General features: G+C 33.5%; 15 protein-coding genes and 1 pseudogene. 9 read left to right on the top strand and 7 right to left on the bottom strand.

What is annotated here, in order from left to right; all coding sequences use genetic code 11:
* Window positions 1-274 precede the first annotated feature (274 nt).
* Window positions 275-1,570: a dicarboxylate/amino acid:cation symporter gene (locus QE177_RS03340; protein ID WP_280551323.1), complete on the top strand. Its 1,296-nt coding sequence runs from the start codon at window positions 275-277 to the stop codon at window positions 1,568-1,570.
* 362 nt (window positions 1,571-1,932) lie between these two features.
* Window positions 1,933-2,457, top strand: a complete 525-nt coding sequence (locus QE177_RS03335) for a hypothetical protein (protein WP_280551322.1) — start codon at window positions 1,933-1,935, stop codon at window positions 2,455-2,457.
* A gap of 652 nt (window positions 2,458-3,109) precedes the next feature.
* On the opposite strand, the gene QE177_RS03330 is transcribed toward QE177_RS03335, so the two are convergent.
* The 3 genes from QE177_RS03330 to QE177_RS03320 all read right to left on the bottom strand — a co-directional run bounded on the left by QE177_RS03330 (window position 3,110) and on the right by QE177_RS03320 (window position 10,391).
* Entirely contained in the window at window positions 3,110-5,236 is a 2,127-nt protein-coding gene (locus QE177_RS03330) for a M10 family metallopeptidase C-terminal domain-containing protein (RefSeq protein ID WP_280551321.1), read from the bottom strand.
* Window positions 5,237-5,643: 407 nt separating this feature from the next.
* Window positions 5,644-9,144: a hypothetical protein gene (locus QE177_RS03325; RefSeq protein WP_280551320.1), complete on the bottom strand. Its 3,501-nt coding sequence runs from the start codon at window positions 9,142-9,144 to the stop codon at window positions 5,644-5,646.
* Between the two features lie 29 nt (window positions 9,145-9,173).
* Complete coding sequence (locus QE177_RS03320) at window positions 9,174-10,391, bottom strand: hypothetical protein (protein ID WP_280551319.1); 1,218 nt, start codon at window positions 10,389-10,391, stop codon at window positions 9,174-9,176.
* A gap of 665 nt (window positions 10,392-11,056) precedes the next feature.
* Here QE177_RS03320 and QE177_RS03315 point away from each other — a divergent pair.
* On the top strand, window positions 11,057-12,076 hold the full coding sequence (locus QE177_RS03315) for a hypothetical protein (RefSeq protein WP_280551318.1): 1,020 nt from the start codon (window positions 11,057-11,059) through the stop codon (window positions 12,074-12,076).
* Between the two features lie 743 nt (window positions 12,077-12,819).
* Here QE177_RS03315 and QE177_RS03310 read toward each other — a convergent pair.
* Entirely contained in the window at window positions 12,820-14,922 is a 2,103-nt protein-coding gene (locus QE177_RS03310; protein WP_280551317.1) for a hypothetical protein, read from the bottom strand.
* Between the two features lie 1,039 nt (window positions 14,923-15,961).
* Here QE177_RS03310 and QE177_RS03305 point away from each other — a divergent pair.
* The 3 genes from QE177_RS03305 (at window position 15,962) to QE177_RS03295 (ending at window position 18,509) form a co-directional block, all read left to right on the top strand.
* On the top strand, window positions 15,962-17,434 hold the full coding sequence (locus QE177_RS03305) for an NAD-dependent succinate-semialdehyde dehydrogenase (protein WP_280551316.1): 1,473 nt from the start codon (window positions 15,962-15,964) through the stop codon (window positions 17,432-17,434).
* 366 nt (window positions 17,435-17,800) lie between these two features.
* Window positions 17,801-17,953: a DUF5993 family protein gene (locus QE177_RS03300; protein ID WP_246067335.1), complete on the top strand. Its 153-nt coding sequence runs from the start codon at window positions 17,801-17,803 to the stop codon at window positions 17,951-17,953.
* A 10-nt stretch (window positions 17,954-17,963) separates the two neighbouring features.
* Window positions 17,964-18,509: a disulfide bond formation protein B gene (locus tag QE177_RS03295; protein WP_280551315.1), complete on the top strand. Its 546-nt coding sequence runs from the start codon at window positions 17,964-17,966 to the stop codon at window positions 18,507-18,509.
* A gap of 181 nt (window positions 18,510-18,690) precedes the next feature.
* Here the strand turns inward: QE177_RS03295 and ansB are convergent, their stop codons facing one another.
* Window positions 18,691-19,731, bottom strand: coding sequence for an L-asparaginase 2 (ansB, locus tag QE177_RS03290; RefSeq protein WP_280552200.1), 1,041 nt, complete (start codon window positions 19,729-19,731; stop codon window positions 18,691-18,693).
* 584 nt (window positions 19,732-20,315) lie between these two features.
* On the opposite strand from ansB, the gene QE177_RS03285 reads away from it, so the two are divergent.
* Together QE177_RS03285 and QE177_RS03280 are read left to right on the top strand one after the other, a co-directional pair.
* Entirely contained in the window at window positions 20,316-22,445 is a 2,130-nt protein-coding gene (locus QE177_RS03285; protein ID WP_280551314.1) for a hypothetical protein, read from the top strand.
* Entirely contained in the window at window positions 22,439-23,149 is a 711-nt protein-coding gene (locus tag QE177_RS03280; RefSeq protein ID WP_280551313.1) for a hypothetical protein, read from the top strand. Before QE177_RS03285 ends, QE177_RS03280 begins: the two co-directional genes overlap by 7 nt.
* A gap of 113 nt (window positions 23,150-23,262) precedes the next feature.
* On the opposite strand, the pseudogene QE177_RS03275 reads toward QE177_RS03280, so the two are convergent.
* Window positions 23,263-23,355, bottom strand: a pseudogene (locus QE177_RS03275) (IS6 family transposase); the annotation flags it as partial.
* A gap of 99 nt (window positions 23,356-23,454) precedes the next feature.
* Between QE177_RS03275 and QE177_RS03270 the strand changes: the two are divergent.
* The gene (locus tag QE177_RS03270) at window positions 23,455-23,829 is read left to right on the top strand and encodes a helix-turn-helix domain-containing protein (protein WP_280551312.1); all 375 of its coding nucleotides are present in this window, start codon (window positions 23,455-23,457) and stop codon (window positions 23,827-23,829) included.
* Between the two features lie 42 nt (window positions 23,830-23,871).
* Here the strand turns inward: QE177_RS03270 and QE177_RS03265 are convergent, their stop codons facing one another.
* Window positions 23,872-25,662, bottom strand: coding sequence for a M10 family metallopeptidase C-terminal domain-containing protein (locus QE177_RS03265; protein ID WP_280551311.1), 1,791 nt, complete (start codon window positions 25,660-25,662; stop codon window positions 23,872-23,874).
* Window positions 25,663-25,694 lie beyond the last annotated feature (32 nt).

The raw sequence follows: 25,694 nt of genomic DNA, 5'->3' as shown, positions 1-25,694 counted from the left end.
GTGCTCAATGGTATGAATTATTTTTGGACATGTAATTTAACACTTAATTAAATAACAAATAATCAATATAAACATTCACTTAACTTGATACTGACCATGTATCTATACCAGGATATTGTATCAATTTCGATAAAAATAAATCGATATTATTTCTCATTTTAAATACATTTATTTAACAAAATAAAGGATGGCTTAGATAATTACACTGAAATACTAATTCAGGGCTTGTTAAATAATATGAGATCTAATACCAGCCTGACAAAACGGAATCATTATGAAATCGAAAAGTTTAACTACTTGGATTATTATAGGCCTGATCACCGGGATAATAGTTGGATTTGCATTAAATTCACTTACCAGTACAGAAGTAACAACGAGCTACGCTAAAAATATTTCAATCATTACAGATATTTTTTTGCGTTTGATAAAAATGATCATTGCACCCTTGATTATTTCAACACTGATCGTCGGGATCGCCAAAATGGGTGATGCCAAAACGTTGGGGCGTGTTTTCTCAAAAACGTTGTTACTGTTCATGGTTGCCTCTTTCATTTCAATTACCGTTGGTCTGGTTATTGTTAATATTCTCTCACCAGGGGTAGGTATTAATTTCGTGGCAAATACTAGTTCAGCGGTGACAAATATCGAACCCACGAGCTTTTCTTTCCACAATTTTATTGCCCATGCTATACCTACCAGCATCATTGATGCAATGTCGCGTAATGAGATTTTACAGATTGTAATTTTCTCAATTTTTATGGGATGTAGCTTATCTGCTATAGGTAAAAAAGGTGAACCAATTATTAAAATTCTAGATTCACTGGTTTACGTAATGTTAAAACTAACAAGCTACGTTATGCTTTTTGCCCCCATTACCGTTTTTGCCGCTATCTCAGCCATGATTGCTGAACGCGGATTAGGTGTACTGATCAGTACTAGCATTTTTATGGGAGAATTTTACTTTACTTTAGCGTTACTCTGGTTGATCTTAATTGGGGTATCAGTGTTAATCGTTGGCCCATGTATTTTACGCTTAGTCAAAAACATCATGCAACCCGCCTTACTCGCTTTTACTACTTCAAGCTCTGAAGCCGCTTTCCCTGGCACTTTAGAAAAACTGGAAGAGTTTGGTATTTCTAATAAGATTGCTAGCTTTGTTTTACCCATTGGTTATTCATTTAACCTTGTTGGTTCAATGGCTTATTGCTCATTTGCAGTTATCTTTATCGGTCAAGCATGTAATATTCATTTAAGTATGGGTGAACAAATCACAATGTTGTTGATTTTAATGCTGACATCTAAAGGTATGGCCGGTATACCACGAGCATCGTTGGTCGTTATTGCAGCGACACTAACCCAATTTAATATTCCAGAAGCTGGCTTAATTTTATTAATGGGTATTGATCCTTTCTTAGATATGGGACGTTCAGCAACCAATGTCATGAGTAATGCCATGGGAGCAGCGCTTGTTGGTCGTTGGGAAGGTGAACACTATGGTGACGGTTGCCGAGGCACACCAAAAGAAAAATCTGACAATTTTTTTACGGATAAAATCAGTATGAAATCTTAATAGCAGATAATATTCCAACTAAATAGAACCAAGGTGCGCCGATCGGCGCGCCTTATTGATTTAAGATACAATCCAATTTATTGATTTTAAATATTAAATGATCCCACTCGAGAAAGGGTTATCCATTATCATTTTTAGCACAATTACTTATGCTAATTTTTTTTCATTCCTTTAATTCTCATCTATGCTTAATGAATAATGGACATAAGCTACAGAGTTATACCCATCAAGTTGTTATATTGTTAAAATCTCATACCCTGTCTTATGTCTTTATCCAATAGATGTATCTATAATGTTAAAGTTTTTTATTGATTATAGACTTATTTATGATCTTCCATGAATATAGAGAAAGGAACCTATTAATGAACAAAAAAATTCTAAGTATGCTCATCTTGGCGGGTATAATAACTGTTGTTACTGGTTGTGATGAATCGCCTAAAGTTGACGATGCCATCCAACAAACCAAGGAGAGCGCTGAACAAATAAAACAGGCTGGTACAGAAAAAGCGAAACAAGTGGTTGATGATGCAAAAGAAGCTGCGACCGATATAAAAAATAAAGCTGCTGAAGAAGCTGATAAACTATCGACAAAAGCGGATCAATTAAAAGAAACAACTCAACAAAAAACATCAGAGTTACAACAAAATATTTCAGATAAAGCGACTGAAGTCACAAATCAAGCAAAAGAGAAAGCAACTCAAGTTAAAGAAGGGTTTAATTCTGAAGTACAGACATTATCTGATAAAGCAGCAGCAGCGAAAGAGGATATAACAAATAAAGCAGCAGCGGCTAAAGAGGATATAACAAATAAAGCAAACGCACTAAGCGAAAGCGCGAAAGAAAAAGCAGCTAGCATGCAACAAAATACCCAACCACCAAAACAATAAAATTTAATTAGTTTGATGCAATAAAAGAAATATTGTTAAAAATTAATTGTAACCAGAACCATTAAAAATAAAAATAATATTGTTTTTACACTTCCTTCTAACCTGATAAGGCCAGTACATCTGGCCTCTTTTTTTAACCTAGTTAGATTGATCACCTGAAATTTATCATAATTTGAAATTAATACCGTGACATGATTATTAAAATAGGTTCTAGATTTGTTACATCAAAAATAATTTACAAAATAGTCTATTCGACAATATCTTTACCAAGAGCCAAAGTTGGGATTAGACGCGACATAAATAGCATTATATTTATAATATTCTCATCAATAATGATAAATTATTAGATAAATATTGAATTAACAGAGAAATAAAAATTCAGATTTATACTTTTTAAAACAAAGAGTTATTAGAAAATTTATTTTACTTTTTTTATATAAGTAATAACAAAGCAAATAAAAATCTATTCGATTTTACTAACTTAATGCCTCTTAAGCAGAAATAAATTAATCTCATGAGCAAAATAGATGCATTCAATATCACCGATTTACAAACATAAAATTCATACTAATCATTTAATCTTGTTAATAATAGTAATATTATTAATTTAAAAATCTTTTTTAACTTGCCAGATTATAGACAGCTAATATAACTACCATAAAATAATATCGGTATCTGGATTAAAAGAACCAAAAATGTCTAGCATAAAATCCCCTTCCGAATAACTATCCCCTCTGATAAGAATACGATGTCCATTATCAGAATAATGCTTTACCTCAACTTTTCCAATCTTATGACTGAACTGTTCAACAACATAGTCTTTATTTGTATTTTGTGCCTTATTGCTAATTTTCATAGCAGAGAGATCTATTTTATCAATTCCAGCCTGAAATCCTATAATCATGTCACAAGCTGAAGGTGTTGATTCTTTAGCAGAAAAATAAATAAAGCGATCTTCTTCAATAATTTCATGATAGGCAACAGCGGTTTTCCAATCGGTTATTTGCTGCCTAGTTGCTTGTTGTTGAGTGGCTGATTGGTCAGCTTCTAATTCTATTATTCCATCGGCAGTGGCTGAATCAAATGCAGTTATCTCCTGTTCAATAGATTGCCACTGTTCTGGACTTAAAGTATCAAAATCAAACTTCTCTGCGCCAATACTTTGCATGGCCTGAGTAAACCGAATCGATTGCGGATTTACGCCATCACCCCAAAGTCTATCTGCACCAAGTCCCCCATAAATAGTATCATTGCCCGCTCCGCCTTTAATATTATTAGCTGCATCATTACCGACAATAGTATCATTGCCATAACCGCCGATAACATTTTCAATAACGGTTCCCTTAGCGATTGAAACATTAGCCTTTAAACCACCAACATCAGAAAATGCACCCTCGTTCAAATTTATTCGTTGCCTTTGAAAATAGCCGGAAAGATCTAAAGTATCATTACCTCCCGCATCCCATATGCAGCATATCAGCTCAATACGGGCATCATCGGTTAAATAGTAATCTTTGCCCGTATTAGAATTAAAACCATAAGTTGTATCTCCAGTGCGAGTATTCATATTCGGCCCATACAACCGTTGTATAGCACTGATATCATCTAGCAATGGAGCCGCTGCATAAAACCCTTGAAAATAGGCACCGGTAACATCTTCACGCCAATAACTCATTACACTAAATTGGCGAGAATCTTCCTTATAACGCGCATCAAACAAATAATCTAATCTAACACCCTCCTGTGCATTATATTCACCAGGATGAGATAAACCTAATGCATGACCAATCTCATGAACATAAGTATGCCGGCCATAATTGCCATTCGTTGGATATAAATTTTCTGAATGATTCTGAACATTAAACCAGCATTCACCAGACAGAGCGCCAGAATTGGGTAAATAAGCAAAAGCTTGACCTTTCGGTCTGTTAAAATTACCAAAATCAAGATCTGCTCGGCCATTAAGTGATGATTTAAGGTTAAAAGTGATATTAGCGACATCAGCCCAAGAATCTAATGCCAGCAATATATGCTGCTGTTGTTGTTCACTAAGGCCAACCATCTGATTGGAACCAGGCGAATTCGCTTGCGACCAATCATAAAAAGTATAAGTTATGTCAGCAGGTCGACCAAGAATATTTTTACCATTCCAGGTTGAATTTGCTCGAGATATTTGTTCTGCGGCTTTAGTAATATCATAAGAAGGTTTATTGTTAACCCCATAACTATAACCTCCTCTGGCATAATCATTCATTAGCTCGACAATTTGCTTTGATGCTTGTGAACGAGGTATAAATGATGCTTCGTGTGGCGTTACTACTGGCTGCGATGAAGTCGGTGTTCTATCTATTATTAACGTATAGTCTAAATCGACATTTGAACCCGGTATCTTAATTTTTACATGTGAAGTTGGCGTTGTCATTGCAGGCTGCGTAGTTGGCGACGTCGTTACAGGCTGCGTAGTTGGTGACATCGTTGAGGTCACAGCTGGCTGCGATGATGTCGGTGTCGTATGTATTACCTCATAATTTAAATCTACGCCAGGCCTCTTAATCGTTACATGGGAAGTTGGTAACGTCGTTGTGCTATGCGAAGTCAGCGATGTGGTTGTGTTATGCGAAGTCGGCAATGTTGTTGTAGTCTCTGTAGCGGGTAATGGGGTTGACCTATCAGAAAAATTAACGGTAGAGACTTGGTCTGAAGTAGGTAATGTATGCCGAGTAACCGATTGATTGGAATTATTGTAATTTATCCTAATATGCGTATAACTTCCCCCCATACCCCCTCCTATTTTATATGTTAATTTCTTTAACAAACTATAAGAGTTTATAACATTACTTTATTTTTACAAATTCACCACCACATTCATGCTTATTTTTAAATATCACTCAATTCGCCAAAAATAGAAAAATTAAGTAATTTTCATATTAGGGGTTAAAATATTTTTAATAGCGTCAAAATTGTTTTCAGCATTCAATTATCAAACTATTAAGTTATTGAAAAAATACCAACAAAATAAAATTAGCAAGAATAGCTATTGAAAAGCCACCTCTACTTATCGAATATAAAAAACTCAGACTATTATTTGATATAACGAAATAAATAAAGTCTGAGTTATCATTTTAATTAGTCCTGTTACCAGCACATTTAACTATGTATACAATCAGTAAATTATCCTTGTTTTTACTAATGTTCCTCTTTTGACAGTAGTTGATTTAATAAATCAAACGAAGAATGACTTAATGAAAGAATTTCTATTATTAACTCAATAAAATTTTGTTGAGTCATCTCTTGGGAAGTAAATGACCTTATTAAAGATTTTAGCTCCATAAGTGCTTGAGGATATATTCTTCCATCATGAGAAATATATTCTGGATGTAATTCTAAAAAATCCTCTTCATTGATTTTCTTTAATATCAATCTCGCCGAGTCATAGATCAATTGTATTAACAAATATTCAGGTTTAGGTAAATTTAGTTGCCTTTCTGCTTTGATAGAAATGATTTTTTGGTTTTGATATAATCCTGCTAAATCATTGTAAAATTTATTATTTTTTATATGCTGTTCATCAGTTAAAACTAACTTATTCGGTTCATATATTTTAGGTTTTGTCATCCATTCTTGTTTAGGATCCTCAAACGTTTTGATCATTGAAAAAGGATAAGCGATTACTTTTTTGTCGAATATATTAGCTAATTTTTGTCCTAAAGACTGGCTACCAAAGGCACTAAAACAAGATTGTAACTCTATCGTATCTATTTTTTGTAAATCAATCGGGTTCGTTTCCTGCATTGATAATCCTTTAATAACATTGGCCAGCTCTAATGCATCTATATCATTAACGATCGATGGTGCACCTTGCGCCTTAATAAGTAATTTATTGCCATCTACCGTAAACACAGAACCTTTACCTAATAAAGCGCTTTGCCGCATCGATTTTAGATTGATTTGTCCAACAGTTACCTGCTGATCATCAGATTTGTTATTAAAAACATTATTAAATTGGCTGGGAGAAATCAGTTCATTATTATATTTAGACGTTTTTTCCAAACGTTCAGAAAATAGCGTAATGAAACCTTTTTTTCCAATACTCATCATTATATCGCTAACTTGATAATCTGTTTTGTGAAAAATAACCAAAGTACCTGATGATAATGCAGTCAATTGATTAACATCACTAATTTTTTCTTCATTTGTAATAACATCATTCAATGTTATTTTAGAACTGTCAGAGTGGCGCAATGTTTGGATTGTGTCACTAAAAATTACAGCTTGTTCAGGGGATAACTCGCCAGATTTTTGTAAAATAAGCGAAATAAAGGTAGATGAGTTTTTTATTTTTTCCCCTTCTGCTAAAAATTTATAAACAGTCGTTAATAACGAGGGATATTGTTCTGATGAATTTTTTGGATAACCGGCGTAGACAAAAAATTTTGGTATAGTTAATGAATTTAATAATTTTAATGTTTTTCCTGTAATAAGAGGAATGAGTTGCTCCGCCATAAGAAATTGCATTCCATCATCTAAACTAGGATCTAACTCATTACTTGCCATAGTGGCAAAACGACCATTACCAAGGCTAACCATTGTATGCACCAGTGGTTTATTTTTAACGACTAATTCAGGATCATTATCGCTAAAAACAACCAATTCTCCTTTTTTAAGCTGTAAAAGTTGATCGATTGTTGTAATTTGATGAGCTTGTTCAATTAGTTCATTGAGTTGTTCATATCTGCTTGATCCTGCTTGTTGAGATATATTCTTTAATCTATCAATTAATTTTGTTTTTTGCGCCTCATTAATTAGGCCGCTATGCTGTAATATTTCAGCAGTAAAAGTAAAATTATCCTTAATTTGCAAATCTGTTGTTGCTATTTGAAATATTTGATCGCGTATTGTCGGGGTAGTATTTGAATCATTGTCTGGTAATTCTATTAAATCATTTTGATTAATATCTTTTTTTACTATCATCCTATACCAAGGTGGGGTGATTAGTATTTTTTCACCATCAATAATCTCATTAGGAGCATGCCCTGGATAGGCGTTATAGACATCTGAAGCTCTACTTGCATTGTTAAAATCTTTGTATTTAATTAATCTATTGGTTGCTGCAGAGACGTATCTTTTTTCCCATTCGGTTTCCTCTAAAATAAGAGGTGCATTTAGACTAGGCATTCCCTCATTTGAAAACTGATGGGCAGTCAAATCAAATACATAGTTTTTATCGTTTTTTTTGCCTAAAACAACAAAATGATTTAACGGCATTTCATCAGTTGCATCATCCCAAATATAAATCCCTCGGTATTTAATGTTTGTCATATCGTGATTAATCATAAAATTTGCTACAGGTTCCATTAATGATTCGCATTGTCCGATCGGACTTGTGATTTTTTTATTAATCGTCTCATCAGTTTTTAGTTGAGTAAGATATTCCAATGATGGAATGTCATTTGTTAGATTATCGGAGTTAATCCTAGACAGCATTTGTATCTCAAAACGATTTTCAAGTTCATTAGGTTCAAGTTTTAATATTTTGCTGTTTTGCTGCAATTGATTATTTTTTGAAAAATTTTTTATTGAATCACTAATATGCAGGCTTTTTTTTATAAATTTATTCTTTAGGTAAAGTTTTATTGATTTTGCTAATGTTTTACTTGTAACTTCAGAAAGAGCTTCACCAAGTAATTCTGCGACAATATTAATGATCCCCTCTTTTAAATAAATATAATATTCGTCTGATGTATCACTAATAGCTGCCTGAAAAAAAGAAGGCGATGCAGCCAAAATACTTTGATATGCTACCCCTGTGATTGACCCAATTAAAATGTTTGGCGGAGAAAAATAAACCGCAATATCTTTGAATCGTTCAAATAATTCAAATAATTCAAATAATAATGCCTCATTAGGAGAGCGTACTAATACATCTGCTTTTTCAATATTAAATTGAAGAATATTTTCATATAAATAAGAGTAATCCCGTTCTTTTTTAATTAATTTCATAGTAGAAAAATTGGGATCGCTGTAATTATTAAAATGATTTTTAAACCATACTTTTAACATTGTATTATTATCAATTTTCATTTTCATATCACGAAAAGAAGCAAATTTAAGACGCTCACCCGTTAAAATTGAAACGACGTCAATCGGTGTATCCTTAGGATTAATTTTGTCATTAACAATATCATTTCCTGTTCTAGGTCCTCTATTTTTATCTGCAAAAAAAAGCAACAATGGGCTAGTTTCGAGTAAGTAATAAGATTTTTCTTCTTTGTTATAAGTTGTTAATAAATCTTTTAAAAAAATATAAAATTTTTCTTTCATTTCATTATTATTTTTTAAACTTTCTATTTTGGAGATGTAGATATTTTGAATATCAGGATTATTTATTTCACTTTTTATTTTTTCTGTATATTGAAAAGGGAAAATTCCATTTTTATAATTACCATCACGCTTATATTGTATGTTTTCAGATAACCACTTTCTTTCTTTTCCTAATAAGATATCCCTTATTGTATATTTCATCTCAATTGGAGGATAATAATGTTTACTAGCCGAATTAACTTCAGGATCAAAAGAATCAGAGTTGTATATAAAGATTACTTTATCCTTTAAATCAATATTAGCCATGTTATTTTTTTCGCTTAAATTTAATAAAAATATTGTTAAATATTTTTCTATGTCTGGCATTTCATCTCTTAATGCATCTATTTTTTCTTTTAATAAATCAATGTTTTTATTAAGTCAAAATCTTTTTTTAATTGTTTTGCTTCTTCATCTAAATAGCGAATTAACTCAACTTTATATTCTTTTGGGTATTTTATATTAACTTTATTTCTTATTGATAAAGGTGATTGGCTTTCTTTAATATATCTTGTTAAGCAATCAAAAATAGTTGTTGTATCATATTTTATTTTATCATTTTCATCTATGTAACTATAAATCAACTCGGTATCAATAATATCATTTATTGATAAATCACCAAAGGCATGTTTATCGGTATCATTTATAGATTTAATTATATTATATATTACGTAAATATTTATTAGATCATTTACTCCATTATAAGTTAATTTATTTTCTTGATAAAATAACTTTGTGATATTATTAATTAAATTAATAACTTCCAATGTCTTTCCTTCATTTTCATTGCTTAAATTCTGATTTAATAAAGAATCGATTAGCTCTTGATAAATTTCTTCTTTTTTAAAATGTAAATTTGGATTTTTTATATTAGATAATTTTTTATCAATATAATTTTCCACAAGAATCAAATAATGTTCTTCAACTTTTTTAAATTCCTTATCTATTAATGAAATAAAATCATTAATTTCAGACAATAATTTTTCTTTTTCACTCATTGAATTATTTATATTATTTTTAAAAGAATTAATTTTATCAACGACTTCTTCTAATGTGTTTGATTCTATACTAAAACCTGTAATATAAATATGATAAATATTAGTACACTTCTCAGCTAACAGTAATATGCTGCGATAAATCTCAATATCTTTTTCTTGGTTAAGAATATCTTTTTTTAAAAATTCAAATTCGTTACTTATTTTAGATAAAGCTGAATATAAATCCTTATCCTTTTTTATATCAAAGTTAATTTCATTTATTTTATCTTTTAATTCAATATAATGGATACTTTTTTTGATATCATAGAATTGTTTTATATTATTAATTGAAGTGTCCATAAGGTCAATTAGCATATTAACAGTTACATCTGCTTTATTTCTCGCTAAAGTCACATCTCTGATATTTCTCTTTTTTGTGAGGTTATTGTTTTTAATTTCATCATTCATGTCTATTAAATTATTTAAAGTCAATAATTGATCTTTTATTTTAATATCTTCCTGTTGCAGTAGTTTATTTTCTTCTTTGTAGGTCTGATTGTTATAAGAGTAACAAAGATCAGCAGGTTTATTTATCATCACTATTTCCTAAAAAATAATTTGTATTTAAAGTTTTAAATATAGAAAACTTTAACAACTGCGCAACAAATTTAATGCTGTTGTATGAAATATTTATTTTCTTGTGCAAAATTAAAGTATTGGCATAATTTTTCATCAACAGCTACATTAAGCAGTTAATCCTATTCATCAAGAATTAATAGCTTATTATTTTTAAATTTTTTAATATATAGAGAATATTTTTATATAAAGTTCTATTCATTGGCTAATTAACTTGAGAAATATAACCATAGCGCTTCCATCATCTTGTATCTGCGCTATAAAATTCAGCAACCCTTTATCAATTTTAACAACGCGATATGTCGAAAAGTAAATGATGGTAAATAGAGCATTATGTAGAAAAACCAAAAAGAGCAAAAACCCTTCAGGTTAATTAGTTACAAAATTCCCTACCAAAAACAATCTACTTAGGTTTTTGAGAATGAAATTAATCATTAAGCAAAAAAGCACAATAAATTGACCTTATCAATAAAAAAATCATTTCCATTAATATCATTAAAGCGTTAAATCTTGACATCCACCAATCAGTGCTCAAAGATGAATATAGGTAACCACTTAATGTAGCCACTAATGAAAAAATTATTGCAACAGAGGAAAAGCGTTTATCACTCGAAAATAACCTGTCAATGGATAAGATTAATAATGAGAGTAAACGATTTGGCAATAATACAGTGAACACTTGCACTATCAAAGAGAAGAAAAAGAATATGGGGATTAGAACATGTTTGTATAATATTATTGTATTTGTCGCTCTATTCTATTATGAAGCGAACACAAAAAGCTATTGTTTAGAAAATACAAATGAGGTTCCTTTTCCTAAAAATAAATTAAATGAAAATGTTAATGACTCAGATAAATATATACTTCCAGAGCGAAGAATCGTTGCTTATTATGGTAATTTTGACTCAAGAAAAATGGGCGTATTAGGCGAATATTCACCCTTACAGATGTGGAATAAATTAAAAGCTGAGGCTGCACAGTGGAATGCAGCAGATCCAACAACCCCAGCGATAATGGCTTTGCACTATGTCGCCATCGTTGCAAGTAATTATCCAGGTAACGATGGTCAATACATTAATAGAATGAACAAATACCAAATACAAAATGCAATATCAATCGCTGGTATGGAAAAAGACACCATTTTATTTTTAGACATTCAACCTGGATTGAGTGATTTAAGATACGAGGTGACAAGACTACATTCTTATTTAAAAATGCCAAATGTTCATTTAGGGATAGATCCTGAGTTTATGATGCACAATGGTAATATACCTGGGAAGGTAATAGGTTCTATATCTTCTGTAGATATCAATTATATTATTGATTATTTATCAAACTTGGTTGAAGAGTTTAATCTACCACCTAAAGTTTTAATCATTCATCGATTCACAAAGAGAATGGTAATTGATTTTGACAATGTGAAAAAATCGAAAAATGTGCAAGTGGTGTTAAATATGGATGGTTTTGGCGCTCCTGTTGTAAAAAAAACCAAGTATAGCCAAGTAATATCTTCAGAACCGAATGCTATTTATACCGGGATAAAAATATTTTATAAAAATGATTTAATCTCTCCTCCTCACAGACTGCTTTCTAAGCAAGAAATTCTTAATTTAGAACCAAAACCTTTATATATACAATATCAATAATAGCTATTCATCCTTTAGCGTAAATTAAGAAGAGAGCAGCTCACCTCCAACCGCGAACATATTAACAAAATGTTTTTTTGTTTAAAAAATAATTGAGTTTATATACCATCTCTGCCAAATATTTTGATAATTTTTTATCAGACAGCTTTACGATACTTTTTGTTAAACCTGTATGGTTACATAAAAAAATATTTTTCATAAATTTCATTTTTAACATTTTTTAACGACAAGTACTTTCAAACCAATGCCGATTATCTAAAAGTTATCCCTGGTATTTAATAAAGTAAATAATTTACGGCACTCGACGAAACATTATTTATCTTTAGTGCCGCTATTTTTTGCCATTTATTTTTTGTTACTGACTAACACAATATAGCGTATGATGATACGATTAAATAAGATTTCTAACACTATTTTACTCTTTTCCTTTATTAAATTTCCTAAATAGGATCTTTTTAAAATAAGTGCAATCTATAGCCATAACGACAATCAAGTAAAATTCACCATTTGATGATAAGATAGGAGTGTAATGCACATTTTCATTCGCAATTATTTAACTAATTCTTATAATAGCAGCTAGTTAAAATTTGCAAAAATTACATCACTTAAATTAACTTAATTTTTTATAGCATAGTGTTATATTAACATTAAGTTGATTATTTAATTTGTTGCTATTAAATATGATATTATTTTTCAAATTCAAAAAATATATATCTAAAATAAATATAACTCATTGTGTCTTATTATACAGATTTATTCGTATTTTGTTCAAGCGTTGATTCAGTTGCTAATCCATTGATTATATGCTCATAAGCATTATCCCTTAGAAATTTAGCTTCATTTTTTATTTGCTTAATTACATAATGGTTATAATGTTGGGTATAAATAACTTTTGCTTGTTTATCAAGCTGGATTAATTGTTGCAAGTCATTCCAACTAAATAATTTATCAGAAGTACCATCTTGATGTTGTAAAGCTTCTTTGATTGTTTTGTTTTCTGTTGTTAGCTGTAAAAAATCGTGCACACAAGATTTTAATATTTTTTCTTGGCTAGTTGTTGATAGTAATATTTTATGCTCTTTTTGTATCTGCTCTAACCTAGACATTAAATCATAGTATCCTTGTTGATTTATTAATTTAATTTCAAGACAGTTAACCCTATATTCACCAATGGTAAGCATATCTTTTATTATTTTTAGATCATCTAATAATAAACTAGTAGGTTGGCGGATAAAATGTTTATTTGGTTGTTCCATAAATGGTTTTTGACTCTTATCTACGCTATCAAATAATTGATTTACTTTATCGACAACCATTTTATGTAATGTTTGTGCCGTTAGTAGAATTTTATTCTGATATGCTTTATCAAGAATCCCTAGAATTATTGAGAGTAATTTTGCTTCTGCTAAGATTTTTTGTTGTTGTAGCATAGTATTAGTGGCTGTTTTAATAACAGTATTATGTGTATCAGCCGTTGTTATCGTTGATGGTGATGCTTGCTCAATGACTGGAGCGGTTTTTTTAGCTATATTTTTCGTTAGCTCATCAAAATTTAAACATTTATCAGATAAATTTTTAGCTTCTTTAGCACCTAAAAATTTTACTTCTTGCACCTTACTTCTTATGCGAATAAAGGCTCCATAGATAGTCGCTGGAGCCCCAACTAAGGCAGGTACAAAACCTACTGCTGCGCCAACGCCAGTGATTGCACTTAAAGAACTTAATGCCATAGCTGACTGTCCTAAAGCAGTTACAACCCCATACTCCAATCTTTGCTTCGAATTATAATGTATTTTGCGATCTGCTATCTCTTTTAATTGGGCAATATTTTCTTTAATAATCTCTTGTTGTTGGTTATTTTTTAATAAAGTACGATTTTCTTGCAGTAACTTATCCCGTTTATATCCAGCAATGGTTTGAGCAATTCCATAGGATGTCATCATTATTTGGGCTGGCAAAAGTAGAATATTGCTTACCAACCCTGCCGAATTACTAGCTACTTCTGCTGCCTGGATCCCTTGCGATAACAATAGATCTGCAATTGATTTTGCAGACAAGCCAACCATTCCTGCCGTCATCAAACTCATCGCTGCGGCTTGTAATGGAGAAGAATTGCGTTCAATTTTTACAGCAGGAAATTCTTGTTTAATACGTTGATATTCCTTAGCCATATAAGGAATCTTTGCTGAACAATGACCTTGTTCTTGCAAGTCTTTCCAGACAGCACACAGTTGCTGGAAATGTTCGCTATTTTCTTGTTGATTTTCACCTTGTAACCAATCAATCCAAGCATCGAAGTATTGTTCAATATCTTTTTTAATAAGTTTCTTGTCGACATCATTTGCAGCATTATTTTGTTGTAATGCTTTTAATATTTCCTGTTTTTTTTGCTTAATTTCTTTTATAAATGAGGGATAAATATCCTGAAAATTTTCTATTGATTCATCGATAGCGCCTTTAGCACCTATTCCAACCAAAGGAATAGCGGGTAGTAAGATACCTAACGATAATAATGCTTGTTGAAATTGTGGTAAAATTTGTCCTGTCGCCCCAGTAAATTCATCAATACCATCAATGGAACGCAAATAATGATATGCTGAACTTGCTATTTTTTTACAAGAGGTTTTTACACAATTTAATATATTTTTTTGTTTATCGACTGCATTTGGCTGTACTAAGATAGAAGGTGTAGATTCGTTATCTATATTTTGATTAGAATTACTAACATTATTTATCATAGAAGAAAAAGTTGATTGTTCTATATTATATTTAGCTTCTGAAATCTTTTCCAAAGAATGAGTAGGGTTAATCGAATTTGCAAAAAACACAGTAGAGGTAGAAAGCATATTAATGTCCCATCAATGTAGATGATACTGATTACCAATATCATTTATCATATCAATTTTTTTTATCCTAGTGGTAGCTTTTTATTGGTAACTTTTGGTTTTATCACATTAATTATAAAAAATTTAATTTAGCTAGAATAGAATGATTTTTTAGACAACAAAAGCATAAAAGAATTTTTTAGCAATATAAAATAACAAAAAAATACCTTAATAGATAAAATAATAATTTGTTCTACTTTTATTATACCTTTAATTCCATGGCCATGGATGAATAATAATTATTCGAATTGAATTATTATTTACTTCATTAACGATAAAAAATGAATAATATTAAGGACCATTTTATGAATAACCACAATAATAATGTTGAATAGGATAGTAATAACAACCATAATTTATTTTCTGCGAAAATATTATTTAATAAACATGAATAATATTAAGATATCGTAGCGTTTATTTTTATTCCACTTAATTTAGTTTCGTTATTATATTGTTTTAATAGAGAATGATAAATTTATTATTTTTCATTAAAATCAGTAAACCAGCAAAGGTTACCCTGCTGTTTTTTTATGGTAGTTAACAGATAAAATTGGGCTGCCAGTAGCAAATCCTGCCTTTTTGAAAATACAAGTATGTTCGTCAGCAATGATAGTAACTATTATTTTAACACTCCAATGTAGTGCCGCAAATTTTATTACTTCCTTCGCTATAATATAATTGGTGATATTTATGATGAACAAGGTATCCCACATAGCATTATGATACTAACACGACAAAATGGTCGCCTAATGCAAAATTATTAACCCGTGATCATCGTTAGTGCAATAAAATTGGTGTTATTTGTGCTTGGGTTATTATTGTATTTTTCTAAATTAGAATAAAAACCTAACCTAGCAATGATGATACTATCATTAACCTAGTTTTAAATCAGTTAGCAATTGTTGCATGTTCTATTTTGCAGTTCTTAGCCACAATTGAAAATAAAATTAAAGATAAAATATCTAATGGTATACCACCCCTAAATTCTGGAGATAAATCAATGGAAAATAATCTCATTAATTCTCCCCTTTTCCGTCAACAAGCCTATATTAACGGTCAATGGGTCGATGCTGACAAGCATTTAACATTTAATGTTATTAATCCCGCTAATGGTGATGTAATTGCTAAAGTTAGTGATTTAGGCAAAAACGAAACACAAAAAGCAATCGCTGCCGCTGACAAGGCATTACCCGCCTGGCGAGCGATGAGCGCAAAACAACGCAGTCAAATTTTAAATAAATGGTTTTATTTGATTATGGAGAATCAGTCAGCCTTAGCAGAAATATTGAGTCTGGAACAAGGTAAATGCCATAGCGAGGCAATAGGTGAAATAACTTATGGCGCTAGTTTTATCCAATGGTTTGCGGAAGAAGGAAAGCGAACCTATGGTGAAACAATCCCTTCTCCTGTCGCTGATTGCCGAATAATGACCATCAAACAAGCTGTTGGAGTTGTAGCTGCCATTACGCCGTGGAATTTTCCCAATGCCATGATCACCAGAAAAGTTGCACCTGCCCTTGCGGCCGGCTGTACCGTTATTCTAAAACCCGCCGCTGAAACACCGCTGTCGGCTTTAGCATTAGCCGTACTTGCTGAAAAAGCAGGTATTCCAGCCGGTGTTTTAAATATTATACCCAGTACCGATGCAAAAACGATTGGTTCGGTTATGACAGAAAGCCCCATTGTCCGCAAATTAACTTTCACTGGCTCAACACAAGTGGGTAAATTATTAATGGCGCAGTGTGCTACTACCGTCAAAAAGCTCTCATTAGAGTTAGGCGGTAATGCACCTTTTATTGTTTTTGATGATGCGGATTTAGAAGCCGCGGTTCAAGGTGTATTAGCAGCAAAATTTCGCAATAGTGGACAGACTTGCGTTTGCGCTAATCGTATCCTGGTTCAAGCTAGTATTTATGATGAGTTCGCAAAACGGCTTAGTGCAGCAGTAAAAACTCTGCGCATCGGGCCGGCAAGTCAAAAAGATGCTCAACTCGGCCCGTTAATTAATCAGCAAGCAATCGATAAAGTAAAACAACATATCACAGATGCTATCGAGCAAGGTGCACAGCTATTAACCGGTGGCAATGTTGCTTCACAAGGAAAGTTATTTTTTGAACCAACAGTATTGATTAATGTAAATAACCAAATGAAAGTCGCTAAAGAAGAGACATTTGGTCCATTAGCACCACTATTTAAATTTACTGATGAATCAGAAGCCATTCAGTTAGCCAATGAAACCGAATTTGGCTTAGCTGCCTATTTTTATTCACGCGATATTAGCCGCATCTATCGCGTTGCTGAAGCATTGGAGACAGGTATGATTGGTATCAATGAAGGACTTATCTCTCACGAAATGGCGCCTTTTGGTGGTATTAAACAATCAGGACTTGGGCGCGAAGGTTCCCACTATGGCATCGATGAATTTTTAGAAATAAAATATCTCTGTTTTGGTAATATTAAAGCGACTGTATAATTTAACGTAATAAAATATTAATAGTTTTTATAAAGAATAAAAATTTGAGGGTAATGTTAACTAATAAAATTCGTTTCATTGCCCTCTTTAATGTTAATGTTCCATTTACTTCTTATATCACTAGTCATACAACTTTATAATTATTCATTATATTAAACTTTAGTTTGATAAAAGAATAATTTTGAGTAGTTTATTTTTTCCAATAAATAAAGATTATTAACCATTTTTGACATCGTTTAGTTAACATCTATAATTTATAATTAAAGATAATATCTGATATAACATCATAAAATATATCATATGTTTTGATAATATTATCGAGTATATAAAATCGAATAGTTAATTTTATATTAATAGGATCTTATAATGTTTTTACCTTTCCTCATCGCTTTTCTAGTCACTATTTCACTTATTTTCAAACAGAGAAAACTAAGTTATCTACTTTTATTAATGCTGTTTATTATAACTATTTTATTATTTAAATATCATGCAACCGACAATATTAATTTATCTTTTTAGTTAGAGAATTATGATGAAAACACTATCTTCAACAAAAATCATTCCTAATCTAAATATCCTAGGATTATTAGGAATATGTGCAATATTAATTGTTGCGTTCTATTATCAAATTATATTACATGAAATACCATGTCCACTATGCTTATTACAACGAGTAGGCATTATAATGATAGGCATCGGTTTTCTATTTAATCTTATCCTTGGCATTAATCAGCGCCATTATAGTATAATTATTTTTAGTTCAATCGCCACATGTATGACGGCAACCCGACAAGTGTTAATTCATATTCTGCCAGGTGATCCTGGATATTATTCCACCGTTTTCGGTTTGCATCTTTATACTTGGTCGTTACTTTTCTCTTTAGCTATTATTCTGTTCATTTCAGTATTAATGTTATTCAATGCCGCTGAAATACAAGTCGCAAAATCTCCTGCTAGAGAAATAGCAATTTATCTATTTATGTTTTTAATATTCGCTAACCTTATATCCACCATATTGGAGTGTGGGCTAACGCAATGCGTTGATAACCCCACGTTTTATAAATTATTAAATTAAAAATTTAATTTATTATCTATTGAAAATTCTCGACTTTTTAACTCAGCCAAAAAACTACAGGTAAGGTTTTAAAAGAATAAGTTTTTAGGAAAAGTAAGAAATTTTTTGTAATAACAGTTTAACAATAAACAACTAATACAGCGACAGCAACTAAAATGGGGCTATGCGCCCCAGTTGGTCATTAATACTGCGTGAAATATTGCTGGATTTTCTTCGGATCTTTTGTTTGGGTCAGTGCCAACATAAGTAGTACTCGGGATTTATAGGGGCTAAGCGTTCCAGACGCGATGAAACCGTGTTTGTCATCATCAATTTCACCGTTACGTGTGGTTGGCCCGGAAGAAACCCGTGAGGAACGCACCACCACCAGCCCTTTTTTAGCAGCATCGGATAACGTATTTAATATAGCATGGGAGATATTGCCATTACCTACACCCGCGCTAACAATACCTTGATAGCCGTTATCAATAAAAGCCTTGGCAGGAATATCAGACGCATTAGCGTAATTGTAGACAATACCCACCTCTGGCAGTTGGGTCAGCTTGCTGACATCAAACGGTGTTTGTCTAGTGTGCTTTTGCACAGGCGTCCGGGTATAGGTGACTTTGCTGTCGGAGACAGACCCCAAAGCGCCATAATTGATTGACTGGAAGGCCCCTAAATTCTCAGTATTTAATTTCGTCACATCCCGTGCATCAAGTACCTTGCCATTCATCACTAGCATCACCCCCCGCCCGGCGCTGTCCGGTGAAGCTGCCGTCACGATTGCATCGTACAAATTTGCCGGCGCGTCAGAGCTAAGTGCAGTCACCGGACGCATCGCACCCACCAGCACTACAGGTTTCTCACATTTCACTGTCAGGTTTAGAAAATAGGCAGTTTCCTCAATAGTATCGGTACCGTGGGTAATAACAAAACCGTCGGTGCCAGAACACTGTGCGTTTATTTTTTGCGCCAACTTGAGCCATACCGTCGTATCCATATCCTGCGAACGAACAGTAACCACCTGTTCACCTTTAACATTGGCGATCTGCTTTATTTGCGGCACTAGCGACACTAGCTGATCGACTTTGATTGTCCCCGGTGTATAACTGGCTTTAACTGGTGACTCACCGCTGCCTGCGATAGTGCCGCCGGTTGCCAGGACAGTAATATTAGGTAGTGCGAGCGCCGCACAAGAGAAGGAAACGCCGAAGGCTAGTACCAGAAAGCTCATTTTCATTTTCGTTTTCATTTTACTATTCCTTAAACAATGAAATTGCCGCTCCATCATACAAGGGTAGAAACACTAGCAATGCTGTTTGCGATCAAACAAAGAAGAGAAAGTGGCAAAAATACTGAGAAGTGGGTATTGACAGGTAGTTTTACTTAGTTAGTTATTTCTCGTACTTAGTGGATCTTCCTTATGATCATGGTGTGATTCAAGTCTATTTTATGATTATTGCTGTAGGGTCAGGTCTTCCCTATCTTGGTGGAGTGTTTTGTTGTCAGGACTTCATCTGGATGCATAAAACCTGTCAGTTAATAATTTAGCCTAGCCTAAATAAAAAAATCTTGCTTGGTTAGAAACGATAGATTGTATAAAAAACACTGAATAAACGTACCAGAGGCACCGTTAATGAAACTTGCATGTGCTCTTCCCATCTGGCTGATAACGACTTAGGCCCAATTGCTAATGGCAATGGCAATTGGGGATCCTGCGTTAATAAAGTGAGTAACTATCTAATCATACTAGAATTACGACAATAATTATTTTTCTTCTATGCTTGATTCTTTATTTATATTCTCTTTTTATGAGGTCTAGATGTGTTTCCAATAAGTAATTTATCAACAGTTGTTCCTGCTGCTTTTCACAACGAATATGATCCACCCAACATGTTACTACAGCGATTAATCTCATCTTCGACCCATATTCAGGGAGAAAATCGCTTGCTGCCTAATGGATTAACGGCTCGTGATAATTTCCCATTGTTATTTCAAATTGTCCTTGATCCAATCAATGAACAACCCGAAATAAATGGTTTTTTGCCGTCAGATGACTTTGAAACCTTATACCCTATGATTGGCAAGCAAGGAGAAACAACCATTGTTGCTGGAAATTATGATGAAATAGTGCGATTTGTCTCTCACAATAAAGCCTATGCGATTTTTGCTATTGCCGCATTTGGCTTACCTGCCGTCTCATTGAAACAAAATTTTGACGATCCTGAAACTAGCGCGATAGCATTGCTATTTTCTAAAACAGGCAGTTTAGAAAGAGCAACAAACTTTGATGAAACACATATTTTAGGCCCGGTTGATCCAGAGCGAGTGGTTCTATTGCATACCGCCTATAGTGATCTTAATACACTACAACCAGAGGTAGTTGAAAAACTTTCACAAACTTACGAGCAAGTTGTGAATCAATATATCAACTCTTGTCACCACAGTACCTTTGATATCTGGTTCAGCATCTATCCTCAAGATGAAGCTTTACCCTCTCATCCCATAGCTAATGAACTTACCCAACAGCAGATGAATAATGCTAATTTAGAAAGGAAAGTAGAGTACAATAATATTCCTCATCATTTACTCACTCAAAGTACTAGTCAAACTGACACTTTGGCAGAAAAAGAAACAGTAAAATTAGTCACCCCTAAAATGTCAACAGAGAGGGTATTATTAAACCCAGGAGAGTTTACAAAGGCCAGAGGACTAAAAGGACTTAGTGAAAAATATAGCGTCGATTTGACTACCCTAAAAGATTATCCCCAAACAAATAGCACTCCTTCGCTAAAGGGAAAATTTTTTTTAGCTGGCAAATCCAATGAAATAACCCCTGTGATGTTAAAAGCAATTATGTCATTAGGTGAAGACGGGATCGCAAAAGCCGGTGGACTCAAAGGAGTCAGTGAACAATATAATGTGAGATTAGGTACGTTAAACAATTACCTTAATAAAAATGGCACGCTCACAGTTGGGGGTAAAAGTTTTTTAGGTGACAAACCCAATAAAATAACCCCTGAAATTCTAACAGAAATTATGTCATTAGGTGAAGAAGGGATCGCAAAAGCCGGTGGATTCAAAGGAGTCAGTGAACAATATAATGTGAGATTGGGTACGTTAAAGAATTACCTTAATAAAAAAGGCACACTAACGGTTAGAGGGGAAGCTATCTTAGGCAGCAAACCCAATAAAATAACCCCTGAAATTCTAACAGAAATTATGTCATTAGGTGAAGACGGGATCGCAAAAGCCGGTGGACTCAAAGGAGTCAGTGAACAATATAATGTGAGATTGGGTATGTTAAAGAGTTACCTTAATAAAAAAGGCACACTAACGGCTAGAGGGGAAGCTATCTTAGGCGGCAAACCCAATAAAATAACCCCTAAAATTCTAACAGAAATTATGTCATTAGGTGAAGACGGGATCGCAAAAGCCGGTGGACTCAAAGGAGTCAGTGAACAATATAATGTGAGATTGGGTATGTTAAAGAGTTACCTTAATAAAAAAGGCAGACTAACGGTTAGAGGGGAAGCTATCTTAGGCGGCAAACCCAATAAAGTAAGCCCTGTGATGCTAACAGAGATTATGTCATCAGGTGAAGACGGGATCGCAAAAGCCGGTGGACTCAAAGGAGTCAGTGAACAATATAATGTGAGATTGGGTACGTTAAAGAATGACCTTAATAAAAAAGGTACACAAAAGGTTAGTCGGGAAGCTATTTTAGGCGGCAAACCCAATAAAGTAAGCCCTGTGATGCTAACAGAGATTATGTCATCAGGTGAAGACAGGATCGCAAAAGCCGGTGGACTCAAAGGAGTCAGTGAACAATATAATGTGAGATTGGGTACGTTAAAGAATGACCTTAATAAAAAAGGTACACAAAAGGTTAGTCGGGAAGCTGGCTTAAAGAATGACCTTAATAAAAAAGTAAACAAACCCCTGAGATGTTAACGGAAATTATGTCATTAGGTGCAGAAAGGATTGCTAAGGCCGGTGGACTAAAAGGGCTTAGTAAACAATATAAGGTGCATTTGGCAACCTTAAATTATTACATTGACAAAAATGGCAGGCTCTCCGTTATGGGGAAAGCTTTTTTAGGCGTTGAATGCAATAAAATCACCCCTGAAATGTTAACAGAGATTATATCATTAGGTGCAAAAGAGATTAAAAAGGCCGGTGGGCGGAAAGGACTCAGTGAAGAATATAAGGTGAATTTGAGTTCGTTAAAGAGTTATCTTAAGAAAGATGGCACGCTTACGGTTAATGGAAAAAGTTTTTTAGGTATTAAACCCAATAAATTAACCCCTGAGATATTAACCAACATTATGTTATTAGGCGCTGAAGGGATTAAAAAGGCCGGTGGACTGCAAGGACTTAGTGAAAAATATAACGTGCATTTGAATACGTTAAAGAGTTACCTTGATAAAAATGGCACGCTCAAATTTAGGGGAAAACGTTTTTTAGGTGACAAATCCAATAAAATAACCTCTGAGTTGTTAACAGAGATAGTGTCATTAGGTGCAAAAGAGATCGCAAAGTCCGGTGGACTGAGAGGGCTCAGTAAACAATATAGAGTGAATTTGAAAACGTTAAAAAATTATATATTTGAAAATGGCATCCTCACGTTTAAGGGAGAAAGTTTTTTAGCTGACTAGCCAGCAAATCCGTAAAAAATTACGCTGTTGTTGCTAGCGAGCTAACAAATAAAGTTGGCTTGCCAGTAACAAGATGTTCTTTTTCGGATGTGAGGCTATTCTTCGCTTAATATGTGTATCAATTCGATAGCTGCAAACAAGGTTTGACACCCGCGGAAGGATTTGAAAACTAGCATCGCGGGTACTCGTCGTTTGATGTGTCGATGTTCTATTTTATCCGAATGGAGAATTATTTACGTGTGAATTTTTAGACCTTGGCTGACATATTTTGTATATATTAACAGGATATGAGTTGAGGTTTAAATATGAACAAGAATGATGAACAGGAAGTAAGAAGAAAACTTAGGATACTGGCTCATGTAGATGAAACCAAAAATGTAAGCAAAACATGCCGTTACTGGGGGATCTCTCGTGACACTTTTTATCGCTGGAAAAAAGAATATAAAACACAGGGAGAAGTAGGACTGATTAACAGTAAACCCTGTCCCGAAAACCCCTCTATTCGGGTAGCTTTCGTGATTGAGGAAAAGATCCTTTATCTGAGTTTAGAGTACTTAATGCTGCGATATTGGTGCCCTTTTACTATATTAAAAAGGAAAAGTTTCAAATATTCAGCAAGGGATGACTTATCACTGGCTGCCCAAAATTTTATTTGTTCACTGCTAAAAACAATTACATAACTTGCTGATCCGCTTGCCTTAATGCTACAGAACCCCATTTATTTAAAAAATTAAAACATCTTCGATAGGATTGATTGAACCAATTATTTGAATTTGAAATTCTGCCTGCCCATCACCATCATGATCCAGCATTAATTTTGTTAAATTTTGTGTTTTATCATAATTGATAAGCATTTCATTTTTTTTATCAGAAAAACTATTTACATAGTTAATATGAAAAAAACTATCGCTAATTTTACTCAATAAAGAAATATCTATTTTATCAATACCAGATTCAAAATCCCTTATTGTATCTGCTGATGTGAATAATGAATCATTAATTGTCTCGTAGTTAAAAATATCTTTTCCTGAACCACCATAGAGTTTATCACTACCTGCCCCGCCCTCTATTGTATCGTTGTCCTTCCCTCCATTAATTGTATCGTTGCCATCCCCGCCAATAATTAAATCGTTGCCATCGCCTCCATCTATAGTATCGTTGCCATCGCCGCCATCTAAAATATCATTGCCTCTACTGCCCATTATTATATCATCGCTTTTCCCTCCAGTTATTAAATCGTTACCATCCCCGCCATTTATTGTATCATTGCCTTTTCCACCATTTATTTTATCGTCTCCTGTCCCGCCATCTATTATATCGTTGCCTTCCTTGCCAAATATTAAATCGTCGCCATTGCCACCTTCTATTTTATCGTTGCCATCCCCACCCTCTATTTTATCGTTGCCATCCCCACCATCTATTGTATCGTCGTCTTCCCCACTGTTTATTATATCGTCGCCTGCCCCACCTCCTATTAAATCGTTACCTGTCCCGCCAACTATCGTATCGTTGCCATACCCGCCATCTATAATATCGTTGCCATCCCCGCCATCTAGTTTATCGTTACCATCCTCGCCATCTATTATATCGTCGTCTTTACCACCATTTATTATATCGTTGCCGTCCCTACCATATAGTTTATCGTTGCCTGCCCCACCATCTATTATATCGTTGCCTCCATAGCCAAATATAAAATCGTCACCATTACCACCATTGATCGTATCGTTACCTGCACCGCCATTTATTACATCATCGTCTTCACCACCATATATGCTATCATTGCCTTCCCCGCCATCGATTATATCCTTGCCTGCTCCGCCATCTATTGTATCGTCGTCTTTACCACCATTAATAGTATCGTTTCCTTCCCCGCCATCGATTATATCCTTGCCTGCTCCGCCATCTATTGTATTATCAGCTTTACCACCGTTGATGGTATCGTTGCCTGCCCCGCCATCTATTATATCGTCGTCTTCACCACCATTTATGCTATCGTTTCCTTCCCCACCATCTATTATATCTTTGCCTGTCCCGCCATCTATTATATCGTTGCCTTCACCACCATTTATGCTATCGTTGCCTGCCCCGCCATCTATTTTATCATTGCCTGCTCCACCATCTATTATATCGTCGTCTTCACCACCATTTATCGTATCGTTGCCTTCCCCACCAACTATTGTATCTTTGCCATCCCCACCATCTATTGTATCGTCATCTTCCTCACTGTTTATTATATCGTCGCCTGCTCCACCATATATTATATCGTCGCCCGCTCCACCATATATTATATCGTTGCCACCATTACCAAATATTATATCGTTGCCTTCCATGCCATTTATTGTATTGTCGTCTTCACCACCATTTATGGTATCGTCGTTTGCCCCACCAGTTATTACATCGTTATCATTTTTATCAAATATTGGTACCTGGTCCCATTCGATACCACGGGTAAATTTTGTTAATTTTTTCTGTAACTTAAGATGATAATATTGACTATTGAGCATTGCCTTCATTTTTTTGTACCTAACTTGATTATTAATTTTGA

The sequence above is a fragment of the Arsenophonus sp. aPb genome (genome assembly GCF_029873475.1).
In the GTDB taxonomy this organism is placed as follows: Bacteria; Pseudomonadota; Gammaproteobacteria; order Enterobacterales; family Enterobacteriaceae; genus Arsenophonus.
The sequence above is the reverse complement of the archived record's forward strand: the minus strand, read 5'-3'. Positions and strand labels throughout refer to the sequence as shown.